Origin of the sequence: Actinomadura sp. GTD37, from assembly GCF_041951365.1 — a bacterium.
GTDB lineage: Bacteria > Actinomycetota > Actinomycetes > Streptosporangiales > Streptosporangiaceae > Spirillospora.
In genome coordinates this window covers 12,798-28,793 of sequence record NZ_JBGNUS010000015.1, presented here as the reverse complement: position 1 = coordinate 28,793, position 15,996 = coordinate 12,798, and the positions used below count along the sequence as shown (strand labels likewise).

Annotated in this window: 18 protein-coding genes; 15 read left to right on the top strand and 3 right to left on the bottom strand. The window is 73.3% G+C overall.

All coding sequences use genetic code 11. The annotated features are described in order from the left end of the window. Positions 1–70 precede the first annotated feature (70 nt). Entirely contained in the window at positions 71–697 is a 627-nt protein-coding gene (locus ACA511_RS39465) for an HIT domain-containing protein (RefSeq protein ID WP_375029866.1), read from the top strand. Further along, entirely contained in the window at positions 682–1,095 is a 414-nt protein-coding gene (locus tag ACA511_RS39460; RefSeq protein WP_375029865.1) for a thiol-disulfide oxidoreductase DCC family protein, read from the top strand. Before ACA511_RS39465 ends, ACA511_RS39460 begins: the two co-directional genes overlap by 16 nt. 6 nt (positions 1,096–1,101) lie before the next feature. On the opposite strand, the gene ACA511_RS39455 is transcribed toward ACA511_RS39460, so the two are convergent. The 3 genes from ACA511_RS39455 to ACA511_RS39445 all read right to left on the bottom strand — a co-directional run bounded on the left by ACA511_RS39455 (position 1,102) and on the right by ACA511_RS39445 (position 4,721). After that, a complete protein-coding gene (locus ACA511_RS39455) occupies positions 1,102–2,034 on the bottom strand; it encodes a hypothetical protein (protein ID WP_375029864.1) in 933 nt (310 codons plus the stop codon). Next, a complete protein-coding gene (locus ACA511_RS39450) occupies positions 2,031–2,486 on the bottom strand; it encodes a hypothetical protein (protein WP_375029863.1) in 456 nt (151 codons plus the stop codon). The genes ACA511_RS39455 and ACA511_RS39450 overlap by 4 nt, the downstream gene beginning before the upstream one ends. 69 nt (positions 2,487–2,555) lie before the next feature. Further along, positions 2,556–4,721: an elongation factor G-like protein EF-G2 gene (locus tag ACA511_RS39445; protein ID WP_375029862.1), complete on the bottom strand. Its 2,166-nt coding sequence runs from the start codon at positions 4,719–4,721 to the stop codon at positions 2,556–2,558. Between the two features lie 336 nt (positions 4,722–5,057). Between ACA511_RS39445 and pgsA the strand changes: the two genes are divergently transcribed. From pgsA to yajC, 13 genes are all read left to right on the top strand, one after another. After that, the gene (gene pgsA, locus ACA511_RS39440; protein WP_375029861.1) at positions 5,058–5,726 is read left to right on the top strand and encodes a phosphatidylinositol phosphate synthase; all 669 of its coding nucleotides are present in this window, start codon (positions 5,058–5,060) and stop codon (positions 5,724–5,726) included. Next, positions 5,723–6,664, top strand: coding sequence for a phosphatidylinositol mannoside acyltransferase (locus tag ACA511_RS39435; protein ID WP_375029860.1), 942 nt, complete (start codon positions 5,723–5,725; stop codon positions 6,662–6,664). Before pgsA ends, ACA511_RS39435 begins: the two co-directional genes overlap by 4 nt. A gap of 10 nt (positions 6,665–6,674) precedes the next feature. After that, the gene (locus ACA511_RS39430; RefSeq protein ID WP_375029859.1) at positions 6,675–7,832 is read left to right on the top strand and encodes a glycosyltransferase family 4 protein; all 1,158 of its coding nucleotides are present in this window, start codon (positions 6,675–6,677) and stop codon (positions 7,830–7,832) included. A gap of 11 nt (positions 7,833–7,843) precedes the next feature. After that, positions 7,844–8,389: a hypothetical protein gene (locus ACA511_RS39425; RefSeq protein WP_375029858.1), complete on the top strand. Its 546-nt coding sequence runs from the start codon at positions 7,844–7,846 to the stop codon at positions 8,387–8,389. Positions 8,390–8,540: 151 nt separating this feature from the next. Continuing rightward, a complete protein-coding gene (locus ACA511_RS39420; RefSeq protein ID WP_375029857.1) occupies positions 8,541–9,578 on the top strand; it encodes a DUF3048 domain-containing protein in 1,038 nt (345 codons plus the stop codon). A 131-nt stretch (positions 9,579–9,709) separates the two neighbouring features. Then, on the top strand, positions 9,710–10,633 hold the full coding sequence (gene pdxS / locus ACA511_RS39415) for a pyridoxal 5'-phosphate synthase lyase subunit PdxS (protein ID WP_375029856.1): 924 nt from the start codon (positions 9,710–9,712) through the stop codon (positions 10,631–10,633). A 92-nt stretch (positions 10,634–10,725) separates the two neighbouring features. Next, a complete protein-coding gene (locus ACA511_RS39410; RefSeq protein ID WP_375029855.1) occupies positions 10,726–11,340 on the top strand; it encodes a hypothetical protein in 615 nt (204 codons plus the stop codon). Between the two features lie 140 nt (positions 11,341–11,480). Then, positions 11,481–12,098, top strand: a complete 618-nt coding sequence (gene pdxT / locus ACA511_RS39405) for a pyridoxal 5'-phosphate synthase glutaminase subunit PdxT (RefSeq protein ID WP_375029854.1) — start codon at positions 11,481–11,483, stop codon at positions 12,096–12,098. Positions 12,099–12,100: 2 nt separating this feature from the next. Beyond that, entirely contained in the window at positions 12,101–12,856 is a 756-nt protein-coding gene (locus tag ACA511_RS39400) for a YebC/PmpR family DNA-binding transcriptional regulator (protein ID WP_375029853.1), read from the top strand. A gap of 152 nt (positions 12,857–13,008) precedes the next feature. Beyond that, positions 13,009–13,584: a crossover junction endodeoxyribonuclease RuvC gene (ruvC, locus tag ACA511_RS39395; RefSeq protein ID WP_375029944.1), complete on the top strand. Its 576-nt coding sequence runs from the start codon at positions 13,009–13,011 to the stop codon at positions 13,582–13,584. Further along, entirely contained in the window at positions 13,581–14,186 is a 606-nt protein-coding gene (ruvA, locus tag ACA511_RS39390) for a Holliday junction branch migration protein RuvA (protein ID WP_375029852.1), read from the top strand. Before ruvC ends, ruvA begins: the two co-directional genes overlap by 4 nt. A gap of 32 nt (positions 14,187–14,218) precedes the next feature. Beyond that, positions 14,219–15,286, top strand: a complete 1,068-nt coding sequence (gene ruvB, locus ACA511_RS39385) for a Holliday junction branch migration DNA helicase RuvB (protein WP_375029943.1) — start codon at positions 14,219–14,221, stop codon at positions 15,284–15,286. 177 nt (positions 15,287–15,463) lie between these two features. Next, the gene (yajC, locus tag ACA511_RS39380; RefSeq protein WP_375029851.1) at positions 15,464–15,979 is read left to right on the top strand and encodes a preprotein translocase subunit YajC; all 516 of its coding nucleotides are present in this window, start codon (positions 15,464–15,466) and stop codon (positions 15,977–15,979) included. Positions 15,980–15,996: the final 17 nt, after the last annotated feature.

The window sequence follows — 15,996 nt, the reverse complement described above, 5'->3', positions numbered from 1 at the left end:
CCCGGCTACAGCCCCGCGCGCTTCTCTCTCTATGCTGCTGGTCAGGCCGTGAACAAAGGAGACCGCCGCCTTGACCGCAGAGCCGGAGGAGTCCGTGGTGCACCAGGGGCGCGAGGACGGGCCCGGGGCGGGCGCCGGGAACGCGCGCACGCCCCGCTTCGAGGAGGAGGGAGGCGGCGCGGGCACGCCCGACAACTTCCAGCGGCTCTGGACCCCGCACCGGATGGCCTACATCAAGGGGGAGGGCAAGCCGACGGGCGCGGGCTCGGACGACGGCTGCCCGTTCTGCGAGATCCCGGGGATGACCGACGAGGACGGCCTCGTCGTCGCGCGCGGCGGGTCGGTGTTCACGGTGCTGAACCTCTACCCGTACAACTCCGGCCACCTGATGGTCGTCCCGTACCGGCACGTCGCCGACTACGCCGACCTGGACGAGCCCGAGTACGTGGAGCTGGCGGACTTCACGCGGCGCTCGCTCACCGCGCTGCGCAAGTGCAGCGGCGCGCAGGGCTTCAACGTCGGCATGAACCTCGGCCTCGTCGCGGGCGCCGGCATCGCGGCGCACCTGCACCAGCACGTCGTCCCGCGCTGGGGCGGCGACACCAACTTCATGCCGGTCGTCGGGCACACCAGGGTGCTGCCCCAGCTTCTGCGCGACACCCGGCAGATGCTCGCCGACGCGTGGCCGGTCTCATGAGCGGCGCCGAGCGGCCGGTGCTGGTCTACGACGGCGACTGCGGGTTCTGCACGTCCTCGGCACGGTTCCTGGAGCGGCACGTGCCCGTCCGGGCCGCGGTCGTCGCCTTCCAGTTCGCCGACCTGGACGCGCTCGGCACCACGGCGGAGCGGGCGGGGCACGAGGTGCTGTGGGTCGACCGAGCCGGGCGGGTCAGCGGCGGCGCGGAGGCCATCGGGCGGATGCTGACCGCCGCGGGCGGCCTGTGGCGGGTCCCCGGGGTCGTCATGCGGGTCCCGCCGGTGAGCTGGGCCGCGCACGCCGTGTACCGGCTGGTCGCCAACAACCGGCACCGGATGCCGGGCGGTACGGCGGCGTGCATGCTGCCCCCCGACCGGCGTCCCGGCGCGCAGCCCTGACCCGGCTCAGGCGGCGGCGTCCCGCGGCGCCGCCGTCCCGCCCCGCAGGCGCTCGGGCAGCAGCCCGGTGAGCCGCTCCAGCGGCAGGAACGCGGCGAGCCAGATGGCGTGCGGCAGGAAGTGGATCGTCATCAGCGCGTAGGTGACGGCGTGGAAGCCGACGAAGAACAGCACCAGCGCGTACAGCGGCCGTCCGCGCAGGAACAGCAGCGCAGGCGACAGCGCCTCCGCGGTGAACATGAACCACTGGCCGGCCTTCAGCAGCACCGGATAGCCGATGAGGGCGCGCCCGAGCGGCGTCCCGCGCCGGCTCAGCGCCCACTGGACGGTCGACCCGTTCGGCCACGCGGGGAACCCGCCGATGCGGACCTTCGCCCACGCGGAGAAGAAGTAGGCCGCCACCACGCCGACCTGGATGGAGCGCACCGACCACGCCGACGCCTCGCAGCGCCGCGCGTCGCCGACGCGGGCGCGCCCGGCGCTCGGCAGCGCGAACAGCGCCACGACGAGCGCCAGGTGGTCGTGGTCGACCTTGCCGTACGACATGCTGATCGTGACCCACCACAGGTACCCGCACGCGGCGAGGTACCCGCTCGCGCGGGGCAGCACCCGGCCGGTCGCGGCGACGAGCCCGGCCGCGACCGTCACCACCAGCAGCGTGTACATGGCCTGCGGCGTCGGCGCGGGCAGGTGCAGCAGCCGGCCGAGCAGCACCGGCTGGTACAGGTCGGCGGGCAGCCGCGCGTGCGCGAGCGAGCTGCCGGTCAGCAGCAGCATGTCGAACGGCAGGAACACGTAGCCGAGGATCCGCAGCCAGGCGACGCGGGCGCGCGGCACGGGCCCGAACCACCAGCGGCCCCACGCGGTGCGGGCGGGCTCGGGCGCGTCCCCGGCGGGCCGGACGGGACGCGGCGCCTCCGGCGTCGCGGCGGCGGTCATCGCACGTCCCAGACGACGCGGTTCTGCCTCATCGTCGACACGACCTTGCCGCGCTTCAACTTCTTGATCTCCTGCACGACGTAGATCCGGGTGAGGCCGGGCTCACCCGGATGGAGCCTGCGCTGCCCGTCGGCGATGCCCTGCAGCAGCGACGGGTCGCGGACGATGCGCGGCATCTGCCCCTCGATCTCGGCGCGCTTCATGCCCGTCCCGACGGCGTCGAAGGACAGCGCCACGTGGACGCCCGCCGCGGTGTCGGCCTCCAGCCAGTACGAGCTGATCGTGCCGCCGTCGTCCTTCACCGAGAACGCGAACTGCGTCATCGGCCCGAGCGGGAAGTCGTCGTTGCCGCCGTACGCGCTGGTGTAGCACAGCGCGCCGACGACCGCGGCGCCCGCGAGCGACCGCCAGAGGCGCGCGCGGGGGGCGAGCCGGAGGGCAGGAAGATCCACCCGGCAAGCCTAGAGCCCCGCCGGGCGGACGCGGGCGGGGCTCTGGGCGCGCGGCCGGGCGCGGCGCCGCTAGCCGTCCCGGGACTCGGCGGCGACCTTGTCGGCCAGGTGCGTCGGGAGCGGCTCGTACCGCAGGAACGTGCGGCTGAACGTGCCGGTGCCCTGCGACATCGACCGCAGGTCGATCGCGTACCGGACGATCTCCAGCTGCGGCACCTCGGCCTTGATCATGGTGCGGCCGCCGGGCACCGCCTGGGAGCCGAGGACCCGGCCGCGCCGCGAGGTGAGGTCGGACATGATCGGGCCGACGTAGTCGTCGGCGATCAGCACGGCGACCTCGTCGACCGGCTCCAGCAGCAGGATCGGCACCTGCCCGGCCGCGTCCTTGAGCGCGAGCGCCCCGGCGGCCTGGAACGCCATGTCGGACGAGTCGACCGAGTGCGCCTTGCCGTCGTGCAGGGTGACCCGGATGTCGACCAGCGGGTACCCGGCGGACACGCCGCGGCCCATCTGCTGCCGGACGCCCTTCTCGACCGACGGGATGAACTGCCGCGGCACCACCCCGCCGACGATCTTGTCGACGAACTCGAAGCCCTCGCCGGACGGCAGCGGCTCCACGTCGATGTGGCAGATGCCGTACTGGCCGTGCCCGCCGCTCTGCTTGACGTGCCGGCCGAGGCCCTTGGCCGTCCCGCCGAACGTCTCCCGCAGCGGGACGCGCAGGCCGACCCGGTCGACCTCGACGCCGTACCGGGTCTTGAGCCGGTCGATCAGCACGTCGGCGTGCGCCTCGCCCATGCACCACAGCACCAGCTGCCGCGTCTCGGCGTTGTTCTCCAGCCGGAGCGTCGGGTCCTCGGCGACGAGCCGGCCGAGCGCCTGGCTGAGCTTGTCGTCGTCGGCCTTGGACTTCGCCCGGATCGCGACCGGCAGCAGCGGGTCGGGCATCGACCAGGGCGCCATCACCAGCGGCGTCCCGGGATCGGACAGGGTGTCGCCCGTCTCGGCGCGGCTCAGCTTCGCCACCGCGCAGATGTCGCCCGCGCCGCAGGAGGACATGGTCCGCTGGGTCTTGCCCAGCGGGGAGGTCAGCGCGCCGACCCGCTCGTCGACGTCGTGGTCCTCGTGGCCGCGCTCCTGCATGCCGTGCCCGGACACGTGCACCGTCATGTCGGGGCGCAGCGTCCCGGAGAACACCCGGACCAGCGAGATCCGCCCCACGTACGGGTCGGACGTGGTCTTGACGACCTCGGCGACCAGCGGGCCCGCCGGGTCGCAGGCGATCTCCTTCGGCGGGCCGCCGCTCACCGCCGTCACCGGGGGGATGCCGTGTTCGAGCGGGGACGGGAACGCCTGCGTGATGACCTCCAGCAGCTCCAGCATGCCGACGACCGGGCCGGGGTGGTCGCCGTGCGGCACCGACGTCGCGAGGACGGGGTAGAAGCTGCCGCGCGCCACCGCGGTCTCCAGGTCCTCGATGAGCGCCTTGACGTCGATCTCCTCACCGGACAGGTACCGGTCCATGAGGGTCTCGTCCTCGCTCTCCTGGATGATCCCCTCGATCAGCGACGCGCGCTGCTCGGCGATCTGCTCCAGGTACTCGGGGGCGGGGTCGCACTCGGTGCGCCGGCCCGTCGAGTAGTCGAGGCAGCGCTGCGACAGCAGCCCGATCAGGCCGCGCAGCCCGTCCTCCCCGGCGGCGGGGAAGTACAGCGGCGAGACGCCCTCGCCGAACACGTCCTGGCAGGTCATGACCACGTCGTCGTAGTCGCCGCGCTGCTGGTCGATCTTGGTGATGACGACGGCGCGGGGCATCTGCACCGCCGCGCACTCCTCCCACAGCATCCGGGTGAGGCCGTCGATGCCGTCCACCGCCGAGATGACGAACAGCGCCGCGTCGGCGGCGCGGAGCCCGGCCCGCAGGTCGCCGACGAAGTCGGCGTAGCCCGGTGTGTCGATGAGATTGACCTTGACGTCGCCGTGCGCGAGCGGGGCGAGCGCGAGGTTCACCGAGCGCTGCTGGCGCACCTCGACCTCGTCGAAGTCGGTGACCGTGGTGCCGTCCTCGACCTTGCCCGCCCGCTGCAGCGTGCCCGTCGCGGCGAGCAGCGCCTCCACGAGCGTGGTCTTGCCGGCTCCCGAATGGCCGACCAGCGCGACGTTGCGCACCCTGTCGCACCCGCCGGCCTCCGGTGCCCTGCCGGGGGCTCCCGGGTGGCCTCCCTTGTCCGCCATGACTACCTCCTCGGACGGGCCTCCGCGCGGAGGCCCGCGTGCGGCTGGGGCCCGGCCCTGCGGGCCCGGCCCTGACGTCCGAGTGCGGCGTCCGACCTCGTCCAACGCGCGTGACCGACGTCACACCCGTGTCAACACCCTTTCCCGTGATGGCCGGGACCACAAGGGGTGAACGGCATTCAACCGTGATCTGTCCGGGCCGCGCGGCCCCCAAACCCCGTGCTGAGCGCGCCCGCGCCGCGGCCGCACTACGATGGGCGCGCCCGGTCGCGGGCGGGGCGGGCCCGTCCCCGCCGGCCGCGGCCCCCCACCCCGCGAACACGAGAACGGACGGCGATGCTCAACAAGATCAGGCCCGCGCTGGGGCGCGTCCTCACCCCCGTCGGGCGGGCGGTCGCGCGGACCGGGGTCTCGCCCAACGCCATCACCGTCATCGGGACGGTCGGCGTCGCCGCCGGCGCGCTCGTCCTCTTCCCGCGCGGGTCGTTCTTCTGGGGCACGATGGTGATCACCGCGTTCGTGCTGTTCGACATGCTGGACGGCGCGGTCGCCCGGGTCACCGGGAAGATCTCCAAGTTCGGCGCGTTCCTCGACTCCACCATGGACCGGGTCGCCGACGCCGCGATCTTCGCCGGGCTGATGATCGGGCTCTACCGGGACGGCCAGGAGCCGCTGGCCGGGGTCGCGCTGTACTGCCTCGTCGCCGGCGTCGTGGTGTCCTACGCCAAGGCCCGCGCCGAAGGGCTCGGCTACACCTGCGACGTCGGCATCGCCGAGCGCGCGGAGCGCCTCATCGTCGTCCTGGTCGCCGCCGGCTTCGACGGCCTCGGCGTCCCCTTCATCCTCGCGATCGCGCTGTGGGCGCTCGCCGCGCTCAGCACGATCACGGTCGGGCAGCGGTTCGCCACGGTGTACGCGCAGGCCAAGCAGGGCGCGGGCGCCGGGGCGCCGGGCGGCGCCGAGAAGGAGAACGGCGCGCGCAAGACGCCGGAGCCGCGGCCGTGACCACCCCCCGCCGCGGAGCCGACCGGACGTCGCTCCGCGACGAGGTGACCGACGCCGTCTACGCCCTCGGCTGGACGGTCGTCCGCAAGATGCCGGAGCGCGCGGCGCGGCTGGTCTTCGCCGCGCTCGCCGACCGCACCTGGCACCGGTACGGCTCCGGGGTGCGGCAGCTGGAGCGCAACCTGTGCCGCGTCCTCGGCAAGGACGCCGTCGACGACGAGGTCCGCGTCCTCAGCAAGAAGGTGCTGCGCTCCTACCTGCGCTACTGGCTGGAGGTGTTCCGGCTGCCCGAGTACGACAAGGCCCGGATCCTCGGCCGGATGCGCGTCACCGGCGAGAAGAAGATCTTCACCAACCTCGACTCCGGCCGCGGCGTCGTCCTCGCCCTGCCGCACATGGGCAACTACGAGCACGCCGGCGCGTGGCTGGTGCACTGCGGATACCCGTTCACCACCGTCGCCGAGCGGCTGGAGCCCGCGTCGCTGTTCGACCGGTTCGTCGAGTTCCGCGAGAGCCTCGGCATGGAGGTCCTCGCCCACAAGGGCGCCTCCGCGTTCGGGCGGATGGCCCAGCGGCTCCGCGCCGGGCGGCCCGTGTGCCTCGTCGTCGACCGGGACCTCACCGAGAGCGGCATCGACGTCGAGTTCTTCGGCGCCACCGCGCGGATGCCCGCCGTTTCCGCCGCGCTCGCGATCCAGACCGGCGCCGCGCTCATTCCCGTGACACTCTGGTACGAGGGGGAGTACTGGGCGGCGCGCGTCCACGAGGAGATCCCGGTCCCGGGCGAGGGCCGCAGACAGGAGAAGATCCAGGCCATGACCCAGGAGCTCGCCCGCGCCTTCGAGGAGGGCATCGCCGCCCACCCCGAGGACTGGCACATGCTGCAGAAGGTCTGGGTGGACGACCTGGGCGACGCCCCGGGCGGCGGCCGGGGATGAGCGCCGGCCCATGAGGATCGGGATCGTCTGCCCGTACACGTGGAACGTCCCGGGCGGCGTGCAGCAGCACATCGGCGACCTCGCCGAGGCGCTGATCGGGCTCGGCCACGACGTGTCGGTGATCACGCCCGCGGACGACGACGCCGAGCTGCCGCCCTACGCCGTGTCCGCCGGGCGCGCCGTCCCCGTCCCCTACAACGGGTCCGTGGCCCGGCTGGCGTTCGGGTTCCTGTCGTCCGGGCGCGTCCGGCGGTGGATCCGCGAGGGCGGCTTCGACGTCCTGCACGTCCACGAGCCCGCCGCGCCCTCGCTCGGGCTGCTCGCCTGCTGGGCGGCCGACGGGCCCATCGTCGGCACCTTCCACGCGTCCTACGAGAAGTCGCGGGCGCTGTCGGTCACCGCGCCGATCCTGCGGAGCGCCCTGGAGAAGATCACCGGCCGGATCGCGGTCTCGGAGGCCGCCCGCACCACGCTCGTCGAGCACCTCGGCGGCGACGCCGTGCTGATCCCCAACGGCGTCGCGACCGAGCGGTACGCGATGGCCGAGCCGCTGCCCGGCCGGCGCGGGCGCAGCGAGCCGCCGCCCGCGGGCGGCGGGACGCTCGGGTTCCTCGGCCGGATGGACGAGCCGCGCAAGGGCCTCCAGGTGCTGCTGCGCGCCTTCGAGATCCTCGGCCGCCGCCGACCCGGGCTGCGGCTGCTGCTCGCCGGGCCCGGCGACGCCGACGACGTGATCGCCCGGGTCTCGCCGGAGCTGCGCGACCGCGTCGCCGTCCTCGGCCTGGTCAGCGCGGAGGACAAGGTCCGCGCCTACCACTCGGTGGACGTCTTCGTCGCGCCGAACCTCGGCGGCGAGAGCTTCGGCATCGTGCTCGCCGAGGCGATGTCGGCGGGCGCGCCGATCCTCGCCAGCGACATCGAGGCGTTCGACCGGGTGCTGCTCGGCGGGCGGGCCGGGGCGCTGTTCCCGGCCGGCGACCACGAGGCGCTCGCGGCGGCCGCCGGCGAGCTCCTCGACGACCCGGCCCGGCGCAAGCAGCTGTCCGCGGAGGCGCGCGCCGCCGTCCGCGCCTACGACTGGTCGGCCGTCGCCCGCGACGTGCTGAGGGTGTACGAGACGGTCACGGACGGCGGCGCCCGCGTCGTCGAGTCCGGGCACGGGGTGTAGGGGAGCGCCGGATGTCCTACGACTGGATCATCGACGTCCTGTTCTGGGTCGCCGTCGTCTTCCTGGTCGCCGTGTACGTGTCGTGGCGCGCCACCCGGCTCGACCGGCTGCACGTCCGGGTCGAGACCGCCCGCGCCGCGCTGGACGCCGCGCTCGTCCGGCGGGCCGCCGCCGCGCTGGAGCTGGCCGCGTCCCGCCTCCTGGACCCGGCCACCAGCCTGGTGCTGGCGACGGCCGCCCACGAGGCGCGCACCGCCGATGCCGAGGGCCGCGAGTTCGCCGAGAGCGACCTGTCCCGGGCGCTGCGCGCGGTCGTCGACCAGCCCGAATTCGTGGGCACCATCACGGCCAGGGGCACGGGCGCGGACGGCGGGGAGGTCCTGGACGAGCTGTCCTCGGCCGCCGCGAAGGTCGCCTACGCCCGCAACTTCTACAACGACGCCGTCTCCCAGGCCCGGGCCGCGCGCCGCAAGCCGCTGATCCGGGTCCTGCCGCTGGCCGGGCGCGCCCCGCTGCCGGACTACTTCGAGATCGACGACGACCCGCCGGCGATCTGACCGGACGGCACCGATCACGCGGCACCGATCACGCGACATTGATCGCGCGACATTGATCACAGTCGGGGGCCCGGGACGTACCGCTGGACGGGCGAGCACATCCGAACGCGTTCGCTACCCTCTGGCAGACCGTCCAAGGGAGGGGTACATCGTGCGATCCGCCTGGGGCACCGCCGCCGGGGTCCGCGCGGCCGCGGGGCTCGGCGTCCTCGTTCTCGGCGCCGCCGCCCTGGCCGCCTGCTCGGACTCCGGCGACCCGGAGACGGCTCCGCCGCCGCGCAGCACGGGCGCGCCGCCGCCGAGCGGGACGCCCGAGCCCGCGGCGCACCCGTTCACCGGCGGCGCGAAGGGCCTGCGCAACCCGGTCCTGGCCGTCAAGATCGAGAACACCGCGCCGGCGCTGCCGCAGAGCGGCGTGAAGGCCGCCGACATCGTCTACGTCGAGCAGGTCGAGGGCGGCGAGACGCGGCTGATGGCCGTCTACTCGTCCAAGCTGCCGGGCAGGGTCGGGCCCGTCCGCAGCGCCCGCATCTCCGACCTGCACATCCTGCCGCAGTTCGGCCGGCCCGCCTTCGCGTTCTCCGGCGTCCAGAGCAAGATGAAGAAGTACGTCCGCACGTCGCCGGTGTACGACCTCTCCCAGGAGAAGGCGGGCGGCGCCTACTTCCGGTCCAGCGCCAAGCGCATCCCGTACAACCTGTACGCGGACCCGAAGGACCTGCTCAAGCGGGCGCCGAAGGCCGCGCGGCCGCGCGACATCGGGTTCCGCTTCGGGGACGCGCCCGAGGGCGGCGAGCCGACCAGGTCGTTCACCGCGCGCTGGCCGTCCGCCACCATGGGTTTCACCTGGTCGGCCAAGGAGAAGCGGTGGCTCGCCAGCTGGGGCGGACGCCCCGACCGCGCCGCCGAGGGCGGGCGGCTCGGCGGGAAGACCGTCGTCGTCCAGTACGCCAAGACGACCCGGTCGAAGTTCCACGACTTCCTCGGCAGCTACACGCCGCTGATCCACACGACCGGGAGCGGGCGGGCGGTCGTCCTGCGCGACGGGAAGTCCTACAAGGCCAAGTGGACGCGGCCGTCCGAGGGCAAGGGGACGACCTTCACCACGCCCGGCGGCGAGCCGATGACCTTCGCGCCGGGCCAGGTATGGGTGCTGCTCGTCAACGACGGCAAGCCCTACACGCCCTGACCCGCGTCCCGGACGTCCCGCCGGTCACTCCGTAAGCCGCGGGCCTCGCGCGCTGACACTCTGCCGGGTCGAGAGGTCGTGCGAGCAGGCAATATCATGGAAAGTGATTTGTCGTCCGTCCACGTGAGGAAATGCCCGTGTCCACTTCCACTCCCGCCACTGACAACGCCGCGCCCGAGACCGGGACCGCCCGCGTCAAGCGCGGCATGGCGGAGATGCTCAAGGGCGGCGTGATCATGGACGTCGTCACGGCCGAGCAGGCGAAGATCGCCGAAGACGCCGGCGCCGTCGCCGTCATGGCCCTGGAGCGGGTGCCCGCCGACATCCGCGCCGAGGGCGGCATCTCCCGGATGAGCGACCCCGACATGATCGACGGGATCATCGGGGCGGTCTCCATCCCCGTCATGGCCAAGGCGCGCATCGGCCACTTCGTCGAGGCCCGGGTGCTGCAGGCCCTCGGCGTCGACTACGTCGACGAGTCCGAGGTGCTCACCCCGGCCGACTACGACAACCACATCGACAAGTGGGCGTTCACCGTCCCGTTCGTGTGCGGCGCCACCAACCTCGGCGAGGCGCTGCGCCGCATCACCGAGGGCGCGGCGATGATCCGCTCCAAGGGCGAGGCCGGCACCGGCGACGTCTCCAACGCCACCACGCACATGCGGCAGATCCGGCAGGAGATCCGCCGGCTCCAGTCGCTGCCCGAGGACGAGCTGTACGTCGCCGCCAAGGAGCTCCAGGCCCCCTACGAGCTGGTCAAGGAGGTCGCGCGGGCCGGCAAGCTGCCCGTCGTGCTGTTCACCGCGGGCGGCATCGCCACCCCGGCCGACGCCGCCATGATGATGCAGCTCGGCGCCGAGGGCGTCTTCGTCGGCTCCGGGATCTTCAAGTCCGGCAACCCGGCCCAGCGCGCCGAGGCCATCGTGAAGGCCACCACCTTCCACGACGACCCCGACGTGATCGCCAAGGTGTCCCGCGGGCTCGGCGAGGCGATGGTCGGCATCAGCGCCGCCTCCCTCGGCGAGGACCAGAAGTTCGCCGGCCGCGGCTGGTGACCCGATCGGGGCCCGCCCTCCACAGCGGGCCCCGGCCGGGTTAACCTGGCGGCGTGGCCGGGAGGCGGTGCCGGGCCGCGGGAGGGGAGAGCATGGCTTGGTCGGTCGCGCTGGCGTGCGCGAGCGCGGGTGAACCCACCGAGGTGTTCCGGCCGGGCCTCATGCCCGACCCGGACACCGCCGCGGCGATCGCGCGCAGGCTCTACCCGGCGGACACCCTGACCGAGACCGGTGACACGGTCCTGGACTTCGCGCTCTGGCCCTACGAGGACGAGCTGTTCGTCGGCGCGTTCGAGCGGGCGCTGCTGCTGTGCGACCGGCGGCTGTTCTGCCTCGACGACGACGCCCGCCGGATCGCCGACACCGCCGCCGCGGCCCTGCCCGGCTCGCACTGCGGCGTCCTCGTCCTGCACAACGTGATCCGCGGCTGCTGGTTCCGCTGGTACGAGTCGGGCGAGCTGCTCCGCGACGTCTTCGTCACCGCCGAGGACGGCGTCGTCGTCGACCAGGGCGAGCGGCTGCCCGCCGAGCGGCCGTTCTGGGCCGCCATCGACGCGGGCGCCGCGGACGTCCCGCTCCCGTTCGACCCCGAGGAGTTCGGGCTCGCGCTCGCCGAGGCGCACATGTTCGGCCGCGGCATCGCCGACCGCGGCACGGACGGCTTCCTCCCCCTGGAGCTCCCCTTGCGGCGCTTCAAGCACGCCTGACGGCGTCTCAGGAACCGGCTCCTCCGGGAGCCGCGCGGAGGCCCGTCGCCCCCGCGGCCGAAGGGAAGCCGGGCAGGTCGTGGCGTGTTGTAGGGAACGTCTAGGGTTGAGAGCATCCCCTTGTCCCGGAAGGTTCCCACGTGACGACTGCGCCCACGATCGGTGTCCTCGCCCTGCAGGGCGACGTGCTCGAGCACGTCCGCGCGCTGGAGGCCGCGGGGGCGCGGACCCTCGCCGTGCGCCGTCCCGAGGAGCTGGAACGCGTCGACGGCCTCGTCCTGCCCGGCGGAGAGTCGACCACGATGTGGCGGCTGGCGCGCTCCTTCGAGCTGCTCGACCCGCTGCGCAAGCGGATCGAGGCGGGCATGCCCGCCTACGGCTCCTGCGCCGGCATGATCATGCTGGCGGACCGGATCCGGGACGGCGCGCCGGGCCAGGAGACCGTCGGCGGGATCGACATGACGGTGCGGCGCAACGCGTTCGGCCGGCAGGTCGACTCCTTCGAGGGGGCGGTGCCGCTGACCGGCATGGGGGACACGCCGTACCACGCCGTTTTCATCCGCGCGCCCTGGGTCGAGTCCGTCGGCGGCGCCGTCGAGATCCTCGGACGCGCCGAGAGCGGCCCGAACGCCGGTAGGATCGTCGCCGTTCGTCAGGGACGTCTCATGGCGACCTCGTTCCATCCGGAGTTGACAGGCGATTTCCGCGTGCACCACTACTTCGCCGATCTGGTGCGCCGGACGACAGAGGAGGAGTGACAATGTCCGGCCATTCCAAGTGGGCGACGACCAAGCACAAGAAGGCGGCCCTCGACGCCAAGCGGGGCAAGCTCTTCGCGAAGCTGATCAAGAACATCGAGGTGGCGGCCCGCACCGGCGGCGGCGACCCCGACGCGAACCCCACCCTCTACGACGCCATCTACAAGGCGAAGAAGAACTCCGTCCCCAACGACAACATCGAGCGCGCCCGCAAGCGCGGCGCCGGTGAGGAGGCGGGGGGCGCCGACTGGCAGAACATCACCTACGAGGGCTACGCGCCCGGCGGTGTCGCGGTCCTGATCGAGTGCCTGACCGACAACCGCAACCGGGCCGCCTCGGAGGTCCGCGTCGCCCTCACCCGCAACGGCGGCTCCCTCGCCGACCCGGGCTCGGTCTCCTACATGTTCAACCGCAAGGGCGTCGTGATCGTCCCGAAGGCGAACACCAGCGAGGACGACGTGATGATGGCCGTCCTCGACGCCGGCGCCGAGGAGGTCAACGAGCTCGACGACGAGAACTTCGAGGTCGTCAGCGAGGCCGGCGACCTGGTCGCCGTCCGCACCGCCCTGGTGGACGCGGGCATCGACTACGAGTCCGCCGAGAGCAAGTTCCTGCCGAGCGTCACCGTCCCCCTCGACGAGGACAGCGCGAAGAAGGTCTTCCGCCTCCTCGACGCCCTGGAGGACTCCGACGACGTCCAGGACGTCTACGCCAACTTCGACGTCTCCGACGAGGTCATGGCCTCCCTGGACGCCTGAGCCCCTGCCCCGCGCCGCCGTGCCCCCTCCGGGGCGCGGCGGCGCCGCGCGTCCGCGGCGTCCCCGGCCACGCCCGTTCTCGGTGGATTGCCGCTGACCGGCGACGCGGGTTGGTAGCGTTGGCGGCCGAACAGATGATCGAAGGAGCGGCCGTGCGGGTGATGGGGGTGGACCCCGGCCTCACCCGGTGCGGGGTGGGGGTCGTCGAGGGCTCCCCGGGCAAGCGGCTCCACCTGGTGCACGTGTCCGTCGTCCGGACCGGCCCCGACGAGGACCACGCCCTGCGCCTGCTGGCCGTCCAGACCGGCATCGAGGCCCTGATGGACGAGTTGAGCCCCGACGCCGTGGCCGTGGAGCGCGTGTTCGCCCAGCACAACGTCCGCACCGTGATGGGCACCGCGCAGGCCGCCGGCATCGCGATGCTGGCGGCGGCCCGCCGCGGGCTGCCCGTCGCGCTGCACACGCCGAGCGAGGCCAAGGCCGCCGTCACCGGGAACGGGCGCGCCGACAAGGCGCAGGTGACCCGGATGGTGACCCGGCTCCTGTCCCTGGAGACGGCCCCCAGGCCGGCGGACGCCGCCGACGCGCTCGCGCTGGCCATCTGCCACGTGTGGCGCGGGGGAGCGCAGCAGCGGCTCGCACACGCCCAGCGGTCGCGGATCGAGGAGGCGGCCCGGGCCGAACGCGCCCGGCTCGCCGCCCGCAGCAGAGGAGGAACCGTCCAGTGATCGCCTTCGTCAGCGGCCGGGTGGCCGCCGCCGGGCCCGACGGCGCGGTGATCGACGTGCACGGCGTCGGCCTGTCGGTGCAGTGCACGCCCGCCACCCTCGCCGGGCTGCGGGTCGGCGACCCCGCGCACGTGCCGACGTCCCTCGTCGTCCGCGAGGACTCCCTCACCCTGTTCGGGTTCGCCGACGACGACGAGCGCGGGGTGTTCGAGCTGCTGCAGACCGCCAGCGGCATCGGGCCCCGGCTCGCGCTGGCGATGCTCGCCGTCCACACGCCGGACGGGCTGCGCCGCGCGGTCGCCGCGGAGGACCTCACCGCCCTGACCAAGGTGCCCGGCATCGGCAAGAAGGGCGCCCAGCGGATCGTCCTGGAGCTCAGGGACCGCCTCGGCGGGCCGATCGGCGACGGCGCCGCCGGCGTCCGCGCGCCCGCCCGCGGCGAGGCGTGGCGCGAGCAGGTCCAGATGGGCCTGATCAACCTCGGCTGGTCCGCCAAGGACGCCGACGCCGCGGTGGACGCCGTCGCCGCCGAGCTCGACGGCGCGGAGACCCCGCCGGTCGCGGCCCTGCTGAAGTCCGCGCTGAAGAAGCTGAGCAAATGACGGGCGCCGGCGAACCGGGGGGCCGCGCGGGCATGGGCGAGGAGTTCGAGCGGCTGGTCTCGGCGGACGCAGACGGGGCCGAGGAGCAGCGGATCGAGGCCGCGCTGCGGCCGAAGAAGCTCGACGACTTCGTCGGGCAGGAACGGGTGCGCGAGCAGCTCTCCCTCGTCCTGCACAGCGCGCTGCGGCGCGGCCGGACGCCCGACCACGTACTGCTGTCGGGCGGTCCCGGCCTCGGCAAGACCACCCTCGCGATGATCATCGCTGCGGAGCTGGGGCAGCCGCTGCGGATCTCCTCCGGGCCGGCGATCGAGCGGGCCGGCGACCTCGCGGCGGTGCTGTCGACCCTCGCCGAGGGCGAGGTGCTGTTCCTGGACGAGATCCACCGGCTGGCGCGGCCCGCCGAGGAGATGCTCTACATGGCGATGGAGGACTTCCGGGTCGACGTCGTCGTGGGCAAGGGGCCGGGCGCGACCGCCATCCCCCTCGACATCGCGCCGTTCACGCTGGTCGGGGCCACCACCCGGGCGGGGATGCTGCCGGGGCCGCTGCGCGACAGGTTCGGCTTCGTCGCGCACATGGACTTCTACGAGCCCGCCGAGCTGGAGATCATCGTCCGCCGGTCGGCGCAGCTGCTGGACGTGGAGATCGCCGACGACGCGGCCGCCGAGGTCGCCGGGCGGTCCCGCGGGACGCCCCGCATCGCCAACCGGCTGCTGCGCCGCGTCCGCGACTACGCCGAGGTCCGCGCCGACGGGGTCGTCACGCAGGAATCGGCGCGGGCCGCCCTCGCGTTGTACGAGGTGGACGAACGGGGACTGGACCGGCTCGACCGGTCCGTCCTGGAGTCGCTGATGCGCAAGTTCGGCGGCGGGCCCGTCGGCCTGTCCACCCTCGCCGTGTCGGTGGGGGAGGAGCCGGAGACCGTCGAGGTCGTCGCCGAGCCGTTCCTCGTCCGGCAGGGACTGCTGGCGAGGACGCCGCGCGGGCGCGTCGCCACGGCCGCCGCATGGGCGCACCTGGGCCTGCCCCAGCCGCCGACGGCGCCGCTGGCGGGCACCCTGTTCGACGTGGCCGAAGACGCCGGCCGGGGCGAATAGTGATCATCCGATAACGGGTTGGGAACTTCCCGGCGTCGTCGTTCGTCGCGTCGTTGCCGGGGTCTCGCGTACTCTCTAGACTCCGGGACTTGGTTCACCGTCTCCAGCCGGCGGTCCCGTGCGCGCGACCGTTACGGTCACAGGCTGGGCAATCGACTTCGGAAGGATGCCCCAGTAATGGGCAGCGACATGATTCTCGCGGCGGATTCGGGCGGTAGCGGGGCCTTCAACATCCTGCTCCTCCTCGCCGTACCTGTGGTCTTCTACCTCCTGCTCATCCGGCCGCAGAGCAAGCGCCGCAAAGAGCAGGCGCAGATGCAGAGCGACGTACAACCCGGCGTTCGCGTCCTGACGACCAGCGGCATGAAGGCCACGGTCGTGGAGGTCGACGACGACGGTGTGATCCTGGATATCGCGGACGGCGTCGAAGTGCGCTTCGTCAAGCAGGCGATCATGCAGGTCTTGAAGGACCCCGAGCCCGAGGACCTCGACGACGAGGACGCCGAGGACGACGAGGACGCCGAGGAGCTGGACGGGGACGAGTCCGTCGACCTCTCCAAGGACGGCGCCCAGGTCGACCTGTCCAAGGACGGCGGCGCCGAGGTCGGGGACGAAGCGGACGAGGACGTCGAGCCCGAGTCCGAGCCGAAGGGGAAGACGAAGGTCAAGGCGGCCGACAAGCCGTCCGCCTGACCCCTCCCACGGCGACG